This window comes from Rhodococcus sp. (in: high G+C Gram-positive bacteria), from assembly GCF_049591685.1.
Taxonomy (GTDB): Bacteria; Actinomycetota; Actinomycetes; order Mycobacteriales; family Mycobacteriaceae; genus Rhodococcoides.
In genome coordinates, this window is record NZ_JBAWFH010000532.1 from 1 (window position 1) to 15781 (window position 15781).

General features: G+C 64.3%; 13 protein-coding genes and 1 pseudogene. 4 read left to right on the forward strand and 10 right to left on the reverse strand.

Annotation, left to right across the window (positions count from 1 at the left end):
• Positions 1-411 (reverse strand): annotated as a pseudogene (locus tag WBQ44_RS21705) (hypothetical protein); the annotation flags it as partial.
• A 325-nt stretch (positions 412-736) separates the two neighbouring features.
• Between WBQ44_RS21705 and WBQ44_RS21710 the strand changes: the two are divergent.
• The gene (locus WBQ44_RS21710) at positions 737-1567 is read left to right on the forward strand and encodes an HAD-IB family hydrolase (protein WP_495568742.1); all 831 of its coding nucleotides are present in this window, start codon (positions 737-739) and stop codon (positions 1565-1567) included.
• A 381-nt stretch (positions 1568-1948) separates the two neighbouring features.
• On the opposite strand, the gene WBQ44_RS21715 is transcribed toward WBQ44_RS21710, so the two are convergent.
• From WBQ44_RS21715 to WBQ44_RS21735, 5 genes are all read right to left on the reverse strand, one after another.
• Complete coding sequence (locus WBQ44_RS21715) at positions 1949-2704, reverse strand: oxidoreductase (protein ID WP_495568731.1); 756 nt, start codon at positions 2702-2704, stop codon at positions 1949-1951.
• 33 nt (positions 2705-2737) lie between these two features.
• Positions 2738-4411 carry an ABC transporter ATP-binding protein gene (locus WBQ44_RS21720; protein WP_495568732.1) on the reverse strand — a complete coding sequence of 558 codons (1674 nt, stop codon included), beginning with the start codon at positions 4409-4411 and terminating at the stop codon, positions 2738-2740.
• Between the two features lie 2 nt (positions 4412-4413).
• Positions 4414-5352 (reverse strand): ABC transporter permease, encoded by a 939-nt coding sequence (locus WBQ44_RS21725; RefSeq protein WP_495568733.1) that lies wholly within the window; start codon positions 5350-5352, stop codon positions 4414-4416.
• Positions 5345-6268 (reverse strand): ABC transporter permease, encoded by a 924-nt coding sequence (locus tag WBQ44_RS21730; RefSeq protein WP_495568734.1) that lies wholly within the window; start codon positions 6266-6268, stop codon positions 5345-5347. The genes WBQ44_RS21725 and WBQ44_RS21730 overlap by 8 nt, the downstream gene beginning before the upstream one ends.
• A 127-nt stretch (positions 6269-6395) precedes the next feature.
• On the reverse strand, positions 6396-8024 hold the full coding sequence (locus tag WBQ44_RS21735) for a peptide ABC transporter substrate-binding protein (RefSeq protein ID WP_495568735.1): 1629 nt from the start codon (positions 8022-8024) through the stop codon (positions 6396-6398).
• A gap of 476 nt (positions 8025-8500) precedes the next feature.
• Here WBQ44_RS21735 and acs point away from each other — a divergent pair, with 476 nt between their 5' ends.
• Positions 8501-10444, forward strand: a complete 1944-nt coding sequence (acs, locus tag WBQ44_RS21740) for an acetate--CoA ligase (RefSeq protein ID WP_495568736.1) — start codon at positions 8501-8503, stop codon at positions 10442-10444.
• A gap of 60 nt (positions 10445-10504) precedes the next feature.
• On the opposite strand, the gene WBQ44_RS21745 is transcribed toward acs, so the two are convergent.
• Positions 10505-11878: an MFS transporter gene (locus WBQ44_RS21745; RefSeq protein WP_495568737.1), complete on the reverse strand. Its 1374-nt coding sequence runs from the start codon at positions 11876-11878 to the stop codon at positions 10505-10507.
• Between the two features lie 231 nt (positions 11879-12109).
• Here WBQ44_RS21745 and WBQ44_RS21750 point away from each other — a divergent pair, with 231 nt between their 5' ends.
• Positions 12110-12613, forward strand: coding sequence for a phage holin family protein (locus WBQ44_RS21750; protein ID WP_495568743.1), 504 nt, complete (start codon positions 12110-12112; stop codon positions 12611-12613).
• Between the two features lie 25 nt (positions 12614-12638).
• The gene (locus WBQ44_RS21755) at positions 12639-13577 is read left to right on the forward strand and encodes an alpha/beta fold hydrolase (RefSeq protein WP_495568738.1); all 939 of its coding nucleotides are present in this window, start codon (positions 12639-12641) and stop codon (positions 13575-13577) included.
• Here WBQ44_RS21755 and marP read toward each other — a convergent pair.
• The 3 genes from marP to WBQ44_RS21770 form a co-directional block, all read right to left on the reverse strand.
• Positions 13574-14764, reverse strand: a complete 1191-nt coding sequence (marP, locus tag WBQ44_RS21760; protein ID WP_495568739.1) for an acid resistance serine protease MarP — start codon at positions 14762-14764, stop codon at positions 13574-13576. The two genes, WBQ44_RS21755 and marP, sit on opposite strands and share 4 nt — an antisense overlap.
• Positions 14761-15525 carry an NUDIX hydrolase gene (locus WBQ44_RS21765; RefSeq protein ID WP_495568740.1) on the reverse strand — a complete coding sequence of 255 codons (765 nt, stop codon included), beginning with the start codon at positions 15523-15525 and terminating at the stop codon, positions 14761-14763. Before WBQ44_RS21765 ends, marP begins: the two co-directional genes overlap by 4 nt.
• Positions 15522-15781, reverse strand: a 260-nt coding sequence (locus WBQ44_RS21770; protein ID WP_495568741.1) for a TlpA family protein disulfide reductase, incomplete at its 5' end; no start/stop codon positions are given. The genes WBQ44_RS21765 and WBQ44_RS21770, both read right to left, overlap by 4 nt.

Genomic DNA, 15781 nt, shown 5'->3' on the forward strand with positions numbered 1-15781 from the left:
GGTGTGTTCGGCGTCGTGCTGCGCGGTGAGCAACCGGATCAGGACTTCGTCGTCCCGCGGTAGTTCCAGCACGTCGACAGCTCCGATTGCGGTGGCGGAACGCCAGTGGTCCACCGACGCCGCTCCCGCCGCCAGCACGACAATGCCGTCCCTGCGTGGCATCCCCAGACTCCCTGCCTGCTTCGCAGTATCGGCGTCGAGCAGAACGACGCGAGCGTCTTCCCACTCCAACCGCACCCTCGACGAGTCTGCGTCATATCTACCGACTGGTAGGTTCCGTTCCTGCACAGCACAATCCGCCGCCGCAGCCACGCGCAGGGCGTCCGCTCGCAGGACGGCATCCCCCGTGACCAACAGGCAAGGCCTCCCCGGCGCTCCACTGCCCTGCGCTGCGCTTATTACTGGATGCATGCCGACAAGACTGCGCCCGCACCAAGGCGTCGACCAGGGCCGTTGTACGGATTGTGGAGAAACACAGGGGGTGTGGATCAATTACTGGACGCCGGTACCAGAATGTTTGTCCGGAAAAGAGGACGACCCTCGCCAGGGGGGGAGGAGGCGAGGGTCGTCTAGTTCAGCCCCGGGGGGTCGGGCTGAACATGTCCGAACGAATCGGACTGCACCGATACTACACCGCTCCGCAGTGCTGTTTGCAAGTTCAACATTCGCAAGTTTCAGCATCGATAACGGCCGTGACATCGGCGTGACACCTGCTGCCTCTATTGTGTGATAGGTGATGACCAGCGCCGGCACAGACGCCACCGAGACCCCGCGTTCCGCCGGAAAAATTGCAGCGTTCTTCGACCTCGACAAGACGATCATCGCCAAGTCGAGCACGCTGGCGTTCAGCAGACCGTTTTTCGATCAGGGACTCATAAACCGACGAGCCGTTCTGAAGAGCAGCTATGCGCAATTTCTTTTCTTGCTCTCCGGCGCGGACCACGACCAGATGGAGAGAATGCGGGCCCACATCGCGAGCATGTGCGCCGGTTGGGACGTCGAACAAGTCCGGTCGATCGTTGCAGAAACGTTGCACGACATAGTCGATCCGCTCGTGTTCGCCGAGGCGGCCGACATGATCGCCGATCACAAGCTCCGCGGCCACGACGTTGTCGTCGTCTCGGCGTCCGGAGAGGAAATCGTCAGGCCGATCGCCGAGGCACTGGGCACGGATGTCAGCATGGCGACGCGCATGGAGGTCGAAGACGGCCGCTACAACGGCACGGTGGAGTTCTACTGCTACGGCGAGGGAAAAGTCGAAGCGATGAAAAACCTGTCGGCCGAACGAAACTACGATCTCACGCAGTGTTTCGCCTACTCGGATTCGATCACCGATCTACCGATGCTGCACGCCGTCGGGCACCCCACGGCAGTCAATCCGGACCGCGCCCTGCGCAAGGAAGCGGCACTGCTGGGCTGGCCGATTCTGACGTTCTCCAACCCCGTGTCGCTGCGTTCGCGCATCCAGAGTCCGTCGGGAACCACCGTAGCGGCAAGTGCCGCAGTGGGTTTGAGCGCACTCGTCGCCGGCGCGGTCACCTACGCACTACTCCGCAGAAATCGCTGACGCAACCCCTTGATGTGAGCGGCGTCACGGGGTACAAATGACGTACGGAAGAACGGAAGGCCAAGATCGAGCCGGAAGAGAAGGTTCGCTCTCCCGCCCGGGATTCCCAGCACGGACATCAGGCACCCACGCGGAGTGCGCCGCTGAAATGGCAGAAGCGCTGTGGGCCTGCGTGATCCGGGAAGAAGCAGCAAGAACCCTGCACCGGTTGCAGGGATGACCTCCTTCTTCACCGGACCGACGCCGAGGCCTCGCGATCACGTTCGATCGCCACAGCCCACCTTTGCACGCTTGGTAACCAGGTAGTCCGTGCTAACGGGCGGCGAAGTCGACTTTTGTCGGCGGCGCCGCCCTTTTATGTGCCGCCCTTTTCCCCGCCTCTTACGTCTCTGCTGCTGCGGCCTCGGCGATCGACGTGGCTTCCATGGCTCCGGCTTCCAACGCGCCGCAGCAGTAGACCACCCAGCTGCCGACTCCGGTTGCGGTGCCCGATGCGAATCCTGCAGCCCCGTCTCGGTACGCCTGGGATCGACGCATCCAACTGACTTCGGGGACACCCAAGTTGTGCGGATCGAGACCCGACGCGGTAGCGACCAGTCGGGACGCGGCGCGGGCGACGATACCGTCGGCGGACCCGAAGGGCTTGAGCGTCAGTAGCTCACCGTGGACGATGGCGGCGATCACCGGCGCGGGCGCGGAGGTACCGCCGGTGACGAGTTGGGCCAGCAGGTCGAGTCGCTCCCCGATGCCGCCGTCGCTGCGGGGCCGCCCCAGCGCGGACTGATCGTCGACGAGATCAGCGGCGGCGAGCAGATGCAACCGAGCGAGCGCCTGCAGCGGTGCTCGTTTCCAGGTGGACAGGATGATGCCGAGCGCGTCACCGTCGAGGTTCGACGCCACCCGCAGGGAGCCGGCGAGGACGGGATCTCCCTCTTCGCCTTCGCGCGGGAAGTCCATCGAACCGCCTTCGAGGGCGGACGACGACCGTGCTGCGCGCACAGCGGCCTCGGCCGCGGTGGCAGGCCAGCCACGGCGGTTGGTCTTGTGTCGATGAACGGCGCCGAGTGCGTCGCGAGCGCGTTCGGCAGCGTCGACGACTCCGGGGAGATCGAGCAGCGGTGCGAGGGGGTCCGTCACGAAAAGTGACGGTACCCCCTCGTCCACAGCCACCTATTGTGCCCCGGTGGCCGAAAGTTCGGCGCGGGCGCTGCGGCGCTTGGCCTGCTCGGCGGGATCGGGCACCGGCACAGCAGCGAGGAGACGCTTGGTGTACTCGTTTGTCGGCCTGCGCAAAACCTGGTCGGTGGTGCCGAACTCGGCCATCTTGCCCTTGTTCAAGACCGCGATTCGTTTGGCCAGCACCTCGACGACGGCCAGGTCGTGGCTGATGAACAGGCACGCGAACCCGTACTCCCGCTGGAGTTCCTTGAACAAGTCGAGCACCTTCGCCTGCACCGACACATCCAGCGCGGACGTGGGCTCGTCGGCGACGAGCAGTGTCGGTTCGAGCGCGAGAGCACGTGCGATGCCGACGCGCTGACGCTGACCACCCGAGAGCTGATGGGGGTAACGGTTACGCATGGTCCGCGACAGGTGCACCCGGTCGAGCAACTCCTCGACCTTCCTGTTGCGTGCCGGCGAATCCAGTTCGGTGTGCAGAAGCATCGGCTCGGCGATGGACTGGCCGATCGGCCACCTCGGGTTGAGCGACGAGCCGGGATCCTGGAAGACGATTCCGACCTTGCTGCGCACCGACCTGAGGTCGCGGTTGGACGCGGACGTGATGTCTACCCCGCCGATGGTGAGTGATCCTGCGGCGAGCTTGTTCAACCCGACGACAGCTTTGCCGATCGTTGACTTCCCGGAGCCCGATTCGCCGACGAGTCCGACGACCTCACCCATCTCGATGTCGAGGCTGACGCCGTCGACGGCCCGGAAAACTGGTCGGCCGGGATATTCGATGACTCCGTCGACGATGCTGAGTGCGCGGGTGTCCGAGTCCTTGCCTGGAGCGGCGATCTCCCCTCGCTTAACGGCGTCGACGCTGCTCCCGAGGTGCGGAACGGAGGACAGCAGCTGCTGCGTGTAAGGGTGCGCCGCGTGCTTGAAAACCGTTTCGGCTCTGTCGGTCTCGACGATCACACCATCCTTCATCACTGCGATGCGGTCGGCCATGTCCGCTACCACGCCCATGTCATGGGTGATCAGGACGATGGAGGCGTCGATTCGGTTACGCAGATCGCGCATCAGGTCGAGAATCTCCGCCTGCACGGTCACGTCGAGCGCAGTGGTCGGCTCGTCGGCGATGAGCAACGACGGGTCCGACGACAGCGCCTGCGCGATCATCGCGCGTTGCCGCTGCCCACCGGAGAGCTGGTGCGGGTAGAAATCCACCCGCTTCTCCGGGTCGGGCATTTCGACGAGCTTCAACAGCTCGACCGCACGCGCCTTGGATTCCTTCTTCGACAGCGACGTGTGCGCGCGGATGGCCTCGGTGATCTGCCAACCGATGGTGTACACCGGGTTCAGTGCCGTCATTGGTTCCTGGAAGATCACCGCGACGTTCTTGCCGCGGATCGGCGCCAGCTGCTTCTCCGGCAGTCCGACGAGTTCGCGGCCGTCGAGCTCGATACTGCCCGCAACGCGCGAGTTGTTCGCAAGCAGCCCCGGGACGGCCATTGCTGTCGTCGACTTGCCTGAACCCGATTCACCGACAATGGCCAGCACTTCACCGGATGCAACGCTGAAGGAGACCGAATCGACCGCCTTTCGCCACACCTTGTCGACCTCGAATTCGATGGTCAGTTCGGTGACGTTCAGAACAGGCTTGTTGTTCATGACCATTGTCAGTTCCGTTTCGGGTCGAGTGCGTCACGGAGTGCGTCGCCGAGCATGATGAAGGCAAGGACTGTGACGGAGAGGAATCCGGCCGGGAACAGCACCAGGTACGGCGCGGTCAGGAACGAATTTTGTCCGAGGTTGATCTGCAGTCCCCAGGAAATTTCCGGTGCCTGAAGACCGATACCCAGAAAGGTCAGCGTCGCCTCCGCCGCGATGAACACACCGATTGAGATGGTGGCGTAGATGACAACGGGCGCAAGCGCATTCGGCAGGATGTGGCGCACCAATATGCGGAACGTCGAGGCTCCGAGCGCCTGCGCGGCCTGCACGTACTCGCTGTGCTTGATCGCAATGACGCTCGACCGGACCAACCGCATCGCCGTCATCCACCCGAAGGCCACGAGCGCCAGCGACACGGTGAACACGGTGCGCTGCGCGGTCACCGTCAGCAGTATCAATGCGCCCAGAAGCAGCGGTATTCCGAAGAATATATCGGTGAAACGAGCGAGGATACTGTCGGTGATCCCGCCGAAATAGCCTGCGAGAGCGCCGATCAGCACGCCGATGAAAAGGATACCGATCACCGACAGCACGCCGATGGACAGCGAGATGCGGGCGCCGTAGATGACGTTGGCGTAGTAGTCGCAGCCTTGGATGTCGGTACCGAACCAGTGAGCTGCGCTCGGTGGCTGCCTACTGTCCGACAGCGAGCACGCGCGCGGATCGATGCCACGCGCGAACAGCTGCGGAACCACAGCCATCAACAACATGACGACGAGCAGGAACGAGCCGATGATGAAGAACGGGCTCTTACGCAGGAACTTCCACGCATTTCCCCACAGACTCGCCTGCCCGACGAGTTCGATCGCCTCGCCGGTCTCGACGTTCTCCGGCGCCCCTTCGTCGTGCTGGTGCCGAGATGCGTTCGTGTCGCCCTTATTCATAACGAATCCTTGGATCGAGTACCGCGTAGAGAACGTCCACCACGAGGTTGAAGAAGATGTAGAAGAACACGAACAGCGTCACGATTCCGACGACGACCGCGCCCTCCTGACGGGCCAGGCCGTCGTAGATCGCTCGTCCGAGTCCGGGGAGGTTGAACACCGTCTCGGTAACGATCGCGCCGCCGAGAAGTCCGCCGACATCGGCGCCGATGAACGTCACCACGGGGATCAGCGAGTTTCGGAGTGCATGTCGAAAGATGATGCGACGATTGCTGATCCCTTTGGCTTTGGCCGTCCGGATGTAGTCGGCCGCCATCGACTCCGATACCGATGTTCGGGTCAACCGTGCAACGTACGCCATCGACAGCGAGGCCAGCACGAGTCCGGGCAGCAGATAGCTGGCCCACCCGTCGTTGATACCGGCGATCGGGAACAGGCCGAGCTTGAGACCGAGCGTGAACTGCGCGATGAAGCCGAGAACGAAAACGGGGATCGAGACCAGGAGCGTCGTGGAGATCAGCACGAGGTTGTCGAAAAACGAGCCACGCTTGAGGGCCGACAACACACCCGCGGCGATACCGATGACGGTCTCGATGATCACAGCCACGATCGTCAGCTTGACGGTAACGGGCAACGCGCGCTCGATGGTGTCGAGAACTGGACGTCCAGAGAAGTCGGTGCCGAAGTCGCCCTGGAAGAAGCCGCCGATGTATTTGACATACTGGATGATCAGCGGGTCGTCGAGGTTGTAGTCCGCGCGAAGCTGCGCCGCGACGGCGGGGGCGAGGGGGCGATCGCCCGCGAGCGCGCGAATCGGGTCGCCCGGGAGGGCATAAACCATCGCGAAGATGAGAAAAGAGGTGCCGATCAGCACGGGAATCATCAGTAGCAATCGGCGAGAAATGTAGCGACCCACTGTTGTCTCCTAGGGACTCACGACCTGCGAATCGGGTCTCGCGCGCAGGTCGGGGCAGGCCGAGTCACAGCCTGCCCGTTCAAACGAGACCCGGTGGGCGGACACTGTCCGCCCACCGGGTATACCGTCAGCTGACGACGACGTCCTCGAGGATGATGTTGTTGCGGTTGTCGATCTTGACGTCGGAGACGCGATCGGACCACACGGCCTGGTTCAGGCCGAAGAAGAGCGGGGTCGCGGGCATCTGGTCGATCAGGATGTCTTCGGCTTCCTGGTACTTCTCAGTTGCGGCGTCGACGTCTTCGGCGTTGTTTCCCTCTGCCAACTTGGCGTCGAACGCTGGGTCGTTGAAGAAGACGTAATTACTACCGGCCGGCGGGGTGGCCGCCGTCGAATACAGCGGCGACAGGAAGTTGTAGATCGACGGGTAGTCCATGATCCACGCCGAACGGAACGGTCCGGTCATGCCCTTGGCGTCCTGCAGCGGCAGGTACTGAGCGAACTGCAGGTCGCCACGCAGTGCGTAGTCGACACCGAGATTGTCGCGGAACTGGTTGCCGATCGCGGTCATCCACGAGTCGTGTGCAGCGCCGGCATTGAACCACAGGTCGACGGGCTGGCTGCGGTCGAATCCTGCCTCGTCGAGCAAGCGATTGGCCTCGTCCACATTGAGTTCACACGTTGCGCCGCAAGCTTGTTCGCGGTAGCCGTCGACGACGGGGGACGCGAAGGAGTCAGCCGGGTTACGAGTATCGGTGAAGATTGCGGTTGCGATCGCCTGACGGTCGATGGCCATGGAGAAGGCTTTGCGAACGTTGGGGTTTTGGAAACGCGGATCGTAGGTCGGGAAGCCGAGCGAGGTGATGTCGGGACGCTCACGCTCGGTGTAGCGGTCACCAAACTGGCCTTCAGCGGTGGCCCAGGCATCCTCGGGCAGGTCGAGCATCACGTCGAGGCCGCCTGCCTGCACGTCGTTGTAGCCCGTGGCAAGCTCGGTGTAGACCTTGAAGTTCACGCCCTCGGACTGTGCGGCGTTGTCGCCTGCGTAGTCCTCGTACTTGGTGACGGTGAAACCTTGTCCGGGAACGAAATCGGAGTCGGCTTTGAACGGGCCGTTGCCGATCGGGCGAGCACCGAACCCCTCGGGGTCCGCATAGAACGCCTCCGGCAGCGGGTCGAATGCCGTGTAGCCGAGGGTGAGCGGGAAAATCGCGAACGGGCCGTCGAGCGCGACGGTGAAGGTCGTCTCGTCGACGACGTTCAGCCCGCTGAGTTCGGTGGCGGCAGGCGCAGCGCCGTCGGCGCCCTGCAGGTCGTCGTAGCCTTCGATGTTCTCGAAGAAGTACGAGGCACCGAACGCGTTCGCGCTGTTGGCCGCGTAGCTCCATGCCTTGGTGTAGGACTCGGCGGTCACCGGAGTGCCGTCGTGGAAAGTCCAACCGTCTTTGATCTTGACGGTCCAGTTGATGTTGTCTTCGGACTCGACGGACTCAGCGACGCCGTTGTACTCGACGCCGTTGTCCTCGTCGTTGAACGTGACCAGAGAAGTGAACAGAGCTTCCAGGACCTGGCTGCCTTCGCTCTCGGTTGTGTTCGCCGGAACCAACGGGTTCTCGGGCTCTCCAATGTAGATGCTGAAGATGCCGTCTCCGCTGCCGCCGCCGGCGGAGGAGCCTCCGTCGCCACCGCAGGCAGCGAGCACGCTCACACTCGTCAGCACAGCCGCGGTAGCCACCACGGCACGTTTGATACGCACAAAATCCTCCATCTAGATGTGAGCACAGGGTCACCGTGCTCGTCCTTCGGGGCGACGCCCTCAGGATCAGTGGGCGATCGCAGACCGTGGCTCCGTAAGCCACAGGAACGATCCAATGCAATGGACTTTAGACACATCTTGAAATGGACCTGTGATCTCCCCCGACATTGAGCTGACTCGTCGGTAGGCGCGAAACATGAACGAAACTTTTCGGCAACTCATTTCCTGCCGTTCGAGCCGGCGCCGTACCCAACCCCTCGAAGAGCCGTTGCTGCTGACCGCCCACCGCGCCAAAGCTACCGATCACCGCAGATCAGACGGTTGCACACCGCTGCAACGATGCGATGGCGCTCACATGTGACTACCCTCACAAGGGCCATTCGAGCGGACTTCGCGGGCTGACTTTTCGGCGATTTCCGCGCGGTCCGCCGACGGTAACGGCGGCGACGTTCACGGACGAAAGAGAGCTATTCGAGATGACGACCAGTACTCCCGGGGCCGAAGAAACCGCGGTGGCTTCGTACCCACCTTCGGCGGAGTTCACGGCTACGGCCAACGCCACCGCGGACCTCTACGCCGAAGCCGACAGGGATCCGCTGGCGTTCTGGGCCGAGCAAGCCCGCAGGCTTCACTGGCACACCCCGTTCACCGAGGTCCTCGACTGGTCCGACGCCCCCGTCGCCAAGTGGTTCGCCGACGGCGAGCTCAACGTCGCCTACAACTGCGTCGACCGCCACGTCCTGGACGGACACGGCGACCAGGTCGCCATTCACTGGGAAGGCGAACCAGGCGACAGCCGCGACGTCACCTACTCCGACCTCCTCGCCGAAGTCAGCCAGGCCGCGAACACCCTCACCGGCCTCGGCCTCGTCGCCGGCGACCGCGTCGCGATCTACATGCCGATGATCCCCGAGGCCATCGTCTCCATCCTCGCCTGCGCACGCCTCGGCCTGACCCACTCGGTCGTCTTCGCCGGCTTCTCCGCCACCGCACTGCGCTCACGCATCGACGACGCCGAAGCCAAACTCGTCATCACCACCGACGGCCAGTGGCGCCGCGGCAAACCCGCCCCGATCAAAGCCACCGTCGACGAAGCCGTCGACGGCGCAGCATCGATCCAACACGTGCTCGTCGTCAAGCGCACCGACTCCGAGGTCACCTGGACCGAAGGCCGTGACCTGTGGTGGCACGACACCGTCGCCGCCGCATCCACCGAGCACGAGGCGCAGCCCTTCCCCGCCGAGCACCCACTGTTCATCCTCTACACCTCCGGCACCACCGGAAAGCCCAAGGGAATCATCCACACCTCGGGGGGCTACCTGACGCAAACTTCGTACACTCACCACAACGTCTTCGACCACAAGCCGGGGAAGGACGTCTACTGGTGCACTGCCGACATCGGCTGGGTCACAGGCCATTCCTACATCGTTTACGGGCCGCTCTCCAACCGCGCAACCCAGGTGGTCTACGAGGGAACACCCAATTCGCCCGACGAGCACCGGCACTGGAACGTCATCGAGAAATACAAGGTCTCGATCTACTACACCTCCCCCACCCTCGTGCGCACCTTCATGAAGTGGGGCAAAGAGATTCCCGAGGCACACGACCTGTCCTCGATCCGCCTGCTCGGATCCGTCGGCGAACCCATCAACCCCGAAGCATGGCGTTGGTTCCGTGACGTCGTCGGCGGCGGAACCGCCCCCATCGTCGACACCTGGTGGCAGACCGAGACCGGCGCCATCATGATCTCCCCGCTCCCCGGCGTCACCTCCACCAAACCCGGGTCGGCCATGACACCCCTGCCCGGCATCTCCGCCAAAATCGTCGACGACGACGCCAAACCCCTCGGCAACGGCGGCAACGGCTACCTCGTCCTCGACAAGCCATGGCCCTCGATGCTCCGCGGAATCTGGGGCGACATGGACCGCTACCGCGACACCTACTGGTCCCGCTACGCCGAAGAAGGCTGGTACTTCGCAGGCGACGGCGCCAAGTACGACGACGACGGCGCCCTGTGGGTCCTGGGCCGCGTCGATGACGTCATGAACGTCTCCGGCCACCGCATCTCCACCTCCGAGGTGGAGTCCGCACTCGTCAGCCACCACAGTGTCGCCGAAGCCGCCGTCGTCGGAGCCGCCGACGACACCACCGGCCAGGGCATAGTCGCCTTCGTGATCCTGCGCGGCGGCGAGGAGAACACCGGCGACGCACTGATCGCCGAACTCAAAGCCCAGGTGTCGAAGGAGATTTCGCCGATCGCGAAGCCGCGCGAGATCTCCATTGTCCCCGAACTACCGAAAACCCGGTCCGGCAAGATCATGCGACGCCTCCTGCGCGACGTCGCCGAAGGCCGCGAACTCGGCGACGTCTCCACCCTCGTCGACCCGAAGGTGTTCGATGCCATCAAGAAGGGCCGCTAGTACCGACTGCACAGGTGGTGCGGGCGAGACCGAAAGGACTCGCCCGCAACACTTCTGCGTCTAGACGTTCTCGAGCGATCGGTCCCTGGTCTCCTTCATCACGAGGAGCGCGATCAGGGTGAGCGTCGCGACGATGGCGAGGTACACCCCGACCCATCCGACGCCGTAGGTACTGACGAGCCACGTCGCGATGAACGGCGCCACTGCGGCACCGAGGATCGACGAGGTGTTGTAGGAGATACCGGAACCGGTGTAGCGCACGTTCGTCGGAAACAGTTCCGGCAGAACGGCACTCATGGGCCCGAAGGTGAGACCCATCAGTCCGAGACCGACGCACATGAACAGCAGCATGCGTCCGGCGTCAGCGCTTTCCGGGTTGGCGAACCAGTGGAACGACAGGCCGAACAGCACGATCGCCACGGTGATGACGATCAGGGTGGGGCGTCGGCCGTACTTGTCGGCGAGCAGCCCTGCCACCGGAATCAGTGCGGCGAAGAACAGCACCGCGATCAACTGCATCTCGAGGAAGTCCGTGTACGGGATCGCGATCTTGGGTCCGCCCACGTCGGAGACCTTGCCGGTTCCGTAGCTGACCACCCACGTCGTCATGATGTAGAAGAGCGTGTATGTGGCGAGCATGACGAACGTGCCGATGATCAGCTGACGCCAACTGGTCTTGAACACCTCCGCGAGCGGCGTCTTGACCTTCTGCCCGCGCTCGACGGCCAGCTTGAACACCGGCGTTTCTTCGAGCTTGAGACGTACGTAGAGGCCAATGATCACCATGACGGCGCTGGCGAGGAACGGAACTCGCCATCCCCAGGTGAGGAATGCGTGATCGGTGGCCGAGTTGGCGGCGTCGTAACCGGTGATCATCATCAGCAGCAGGAAGATGCCGTTGGCGAAGAAGAAGCCGATGGGTGCGCCGAGCTGCGGGTACATTGCTGCCCACGCGCGCTTGCCTGGCTTCGCGGTCTCGGTGGCGAGCAACGCGGCGCCACTCCATTCGCCGCCCAGACCGACACCCTGCGCGAAACGCATCAGGGCGAGCAGCGCGGGCGCGAGAAGTCCGACGGACGAGTACGTCGGCAGCAGGCCGATCAGGAACGTCGCGACGCCCATCGTCAACAGTGAGCCGACAAGTGTGGCCTTGCGTCCGATTCGATCACCGAAGTGGCCGAACAAGATCGATCCGACGGGGCGTGCAACGAAGGCGAGACCGAACGTCGCGAACGAGGCCAGCAGCGCGGTCGTGTCGTTGCCTGCAGGGAAGAACAGTTTGGGGAAGACGAGAACTGCGGCGGTCGCATAGATGTAGAAGTCGAAGAACTCGATCGATGTGCCGACCATGGAAGCGACGACGATGCGAGACCGCGGCACTTCCGGTGCGGCCGCGGTGGGGCCGTCGGAAGGGACGGCCGAGGTGGTGCTCACGGTTGTGCTCCTGCGGGTTGCGCTCGGGGGCGAGGGGTATATGGATCAACGCAAGTTACCTGACGACAACCGTCAGAAAGCCGGGACTTGCCGAATTTGCGCTTGTCCTCGAGGCCGTGAGGCACACCGCCGAGGATCGGCACTAGTGTTACTGCGTAGACATGACGAGAAGCATTCAGCACCAGCAAGTGGAGGGGTCGGAAGTTGAGCGAGACCAATCGCGGCAAGGGCATCGGTAGCGGCGCATACGCGGGCAGTACTGCCGATCCGAACGGCGTACCGAACACGATCTCGTCCATCCCCCTGTCGGACATCGACCATCGAGCGCCCGGCAGCGGGAGTATCGGCAACCTGGTCAAAGATGCGACCGCGCAGGTCTCCACCCTGGTTCGCGCTGAGGTGGAACTCGCCAAGGCAGAGGTCACCGGCGAGATCAAGAAGGGTCTGCAGGGCAGCCTGTTCTTCGTCCTCGCTCTCGCGGTTCTCGTCTTCAGCGCCTTCTTCTTCTTTTTCTTCCTTGCCGAGACACTCGACATCTGGCTGCCGCGGTGGGCATCGTTCCTGATCGTGTTCGTCTTCATGGTCCTGGTGGCGGCGCTGCTCGGCTTCCTCGGCTATTTGCGGGTCAAGAAGCTGCGCAAACCCGAGAAGACCATCGATTCGCTGAAGCAGACGTCGTCGGTACTGCCCAATCAGCACGAGCACACCCCGGGCATCACCGGGTACACGAAGTAACTCAACCTTTCCGCGGACGAACCTCATGATTCAGCCGGACCCGTCCACGGTGCGCTTCGTAGGCCCGTGGACGCACCGTGATGTTCACGCGAACGGCATCAGATTCCACGTCGTCGAAGCCTCCGATGCACCGCCCGACGCCCCGCTCGTCGTCCTGCTCCACGGGTTCGCCGACTTCTGGTGGTCGTGGCGTCATCAATTGGCCGCGCTGTCTCGAGCCGGGTACCGAGCGGTGTCCGTCGACCTCCGCGGTTACGGCGACACCGACAAACCTCCCCGCGGCTACGACGGATGGACTCTCGCCGGCGACGTCGTCGGATTGATCCGGGCGCTGGGCTACGCACAGGCGACGCTCGTCGGCCACGCCGACGGCGGTGTGGTGTGTTGGGCGACGGCCGCGCTTCATCCTCGGATGGTCAGCGGCATCGCATTGGTCGGCTCACCGCATCCGGTCGCACTGCGGCGCGCCGTACTGCGCAACAAGGCGCAGCGCGCAGCGCTGCTGCCGTACTTTCTCCGCTACCAGGTGCCCCTGGTTCCCGAGCGGTCGCTGACCAAGAACAACGGGGCCGCAGTCGAGGCGCTGATGCGCCAGCGCACCGGGGCCGCGTGGCAGTCCACCGAGGATTACCGGGATACAGCAGCGCGAATGCGCTCTGCCATCCGCATCGCCGGCGCGGCCCATTGCTCGCTGGAGTACCAGCGCTGGGCCTTTCGGAGTCAGTTTCGGTCCGATGGTCGACGCTTCATGCGTGCGATGGACACGCCCCTGACCGTCCCGGCCGTGCAGATCCGCGGCGAGCTCGACCCGTACGTCCTGCCGCGAACCGTCGACGCCGACACCCACTGGGCGCCGCAGCGTCGACTGCACACGGTGTTGGGCGCCGGCCACTACGCGCACCAGGAAGCCCCCGCCGAGGTCACCGAAGAGCTTCTTAGGCTCCTCGAGCGAACGACCCCCTAGACGATGCAGGCCCCGGTGCCGACGGCGACCGGGCTGCTCGAACCCTCGGTGAGTTCGTCGGCGATCTCTCCGGCGGTCAGCACGAAACCGGTGTCGGGGTCGTCGACGGCGGCACCGAACACGAGCCCTAGTACCTGCCCGTCCTGCGCGACGAGCGGTCCGCCCGAGTTGCCCTGGCGAACGTTGCCGCGGACGGTGTAGACCTCGCGCTCCACGGTTCCGGTCCGGTAGATGTCCGGGCCACTGAGGTTCAGGGTCTCGCGCACTCGCGCGGGGCTCGCGGTGTACGGTCCGCCGCCCGGGTAGCCGAGAACGATAGCGCTCTCCCCCGGCGCTGCAGGCTGGGGGGCCAGGTTCAGGACGGGAGCCGTCAGACCGGGAACGCGGAGCACCGCGACGTCCTCGGCGGGATCGAACAGAACGACCTCGGCGTCGAGAACCGTTCCCAGCGAGTCGACGGTGACGCCTTCGGTGCCGGCGACGACGTGCGCGTTGGTCATCACCAGCTCGTCGGCTACGACGAATCCCGACCCCTCGAGTGCCTTCTGGCAACTGGGCGCGACACCGCTGATCTTGAGAACGCTGGACTGTAACGACGTGACGACGGGGCTCGCCTGTAGTGCCGGATCGGGCGGCTCGACGTTCGCGACAGGGGTGCGGCCGAACGGTCCGATCACATCGGGTAGCCCGGAGGTATCGAGCAGTGCGGAAAACTCTTTCGGTATTTCACGCAGCCACTGCGGGGCCACTTCGTCGACCTTGCCCAGCACCTCCGAACCACGCACCGCGGAGGCAACCTGCGTCTGCGACGACGATGTCAGCGGAATGGCGAGCAGCCATGCCGCCGCGAGCACGGCAACGGCCTGCAATCCTGCACCGACGACGCTGTCGATGGAACGTGCTCCGCGCGAATGCATTCCGCTGCGCAGGGCGCGGCCGAGGACCATGCCCGACACTTCACCGACGATGACGAGCACGACGATCAAAGCGATCCCGACGAACACGCGCAGTCGTGCACCGTCGACCTGTTCGAGAACGTGCGGTGCGATCAGGATTCCGGCAACCGCACCGAGTACGACTCCGAGAAACGCCAGCGCCGACGCCACCGCGCCCTGACGCCACCCGGACGTCGCGGCCAACAGGGCGACACCTAGGACCGCGAGGTCGACCCATCGCGAACCGGTCATCGGTCGAACCCTGCTCCCCCGGAAGGTACGGAACTGTCGTTCGATTCCGTCACTGCTGCCAAGCTCGCCTCCAGGTCGCGGATGTCGCTCGTGTCCCATTCGGTTTCCCAGCCGGAAACCGCGAGCAGGCCTGCCAGGATACCGCCGGTGAATCCCCACACGAGCATGCCGTCGACGGCGAAGGCGGGTCCTTGGTAACCGGTTGAATGACGCACCTGGAAGCGGTTGTTCGGGTCGAGCAGCGACCTCAGCGGCACACGCACCACCCGTTCGGCCTCGGCCGTGTCGACGACATCGACTGCGCTCGGCAAACGCCAATACGCCAGCACCGGGACGACGTCGAACTGCGACGGCGGTACGTAGATACCGGGCATCGTCGCGAGCGGTTGCACCCCCGCGGGATCGAGACCGGTTTCTTCCTCCGCCTCTCGGAGTGCCGTCGCGATCGGGGACTCGTCGCCCGGGTCGGTTGCGCCACCGGGAAACGCGACCTGTCCACTGTGTTGCCGCAGCGTGGCCGCACGCTGAGTGAGAAGGACGTCGGCATCGGCGGGGAGCCCGCCCCGCGACGACGGGTCGGCTTGCTCGGGGCCGCCGAACAGCACGAGCACCGAAGCCGCCCGCGTTTCCTGACCGTCGTCGGCCATCCTTTGCAACACCGGGTTGATGCCGTCGGTGTCGGTGAGCCCTCGTGCACTGCCTGCCGCATCGACGACACGGCGCAGCCACTCGGGGGTCGCTGACGGATCGACGACGGTCACGACGTGGTCCCCAGGGCGGCGCCGACGGCGTCATCTATCTCGGCGACACTGCGGAACGGTTGTGGAAGCACCTTGGCGACATTGCCATCCGCGTCGACCAGAACGGAGACCGGTAGGACGCTCGGCGCGCCGACGGCTGCTGCTATACGACCGGCCCCGTCCTGGACACCCGGCAGACGAACGCCGTAATCGGCCAGCTTCGCCAATCCGTTGGCTTCGTTCCGATCTTGATGGACGGTCAATAGCGTCACCCGGC

Bases quoted from the DNA above. Each gene is read 5' to 3' on its own strand.
- WBQ44_RS21710 (WP_495568742.1), top strand. From the start codon at position 737: ATGACCAGCGCCGGCACAGACGCCACCGAGACCCCGCGTTCCGCCGGA.
- WBQ44_RS21720 (WP_495568732.1), bottom strand. From the start codon at position 4,411: ATGGTCATGAACAACAAGCCTGTTCTGAACGTCACCGAACTGACCATC.
- WBQ44_RS21725 (WP_495568733.1), bottom strand. From the start codon at position 5,352: ATGAATAAGGGCGACACGAACGCATCTCGGCACCAGCACGACGAAGGG.
- acs (WP_495568736.1), top strand. From the start codon at position 8,501: ATGACGACCAGTACTCCCGGGGCCGAAGAAACCGCGGTGGCTTCGTAC.
- WBQ44_RS21755 (WP_495568738.1), top strand. From the start codon at position 12,639: ATGATTCAGCCGGACCCGTCCACGGTGCGCTTCGTAGGCCCGTGGACG.
- marP (WP_495568739.1), bottom strand. From the start codon at position 14,764: ATGACCGGTTCGCGATGGGTCGACCTCGCGGTCCTAGGTGTCGCCCTG.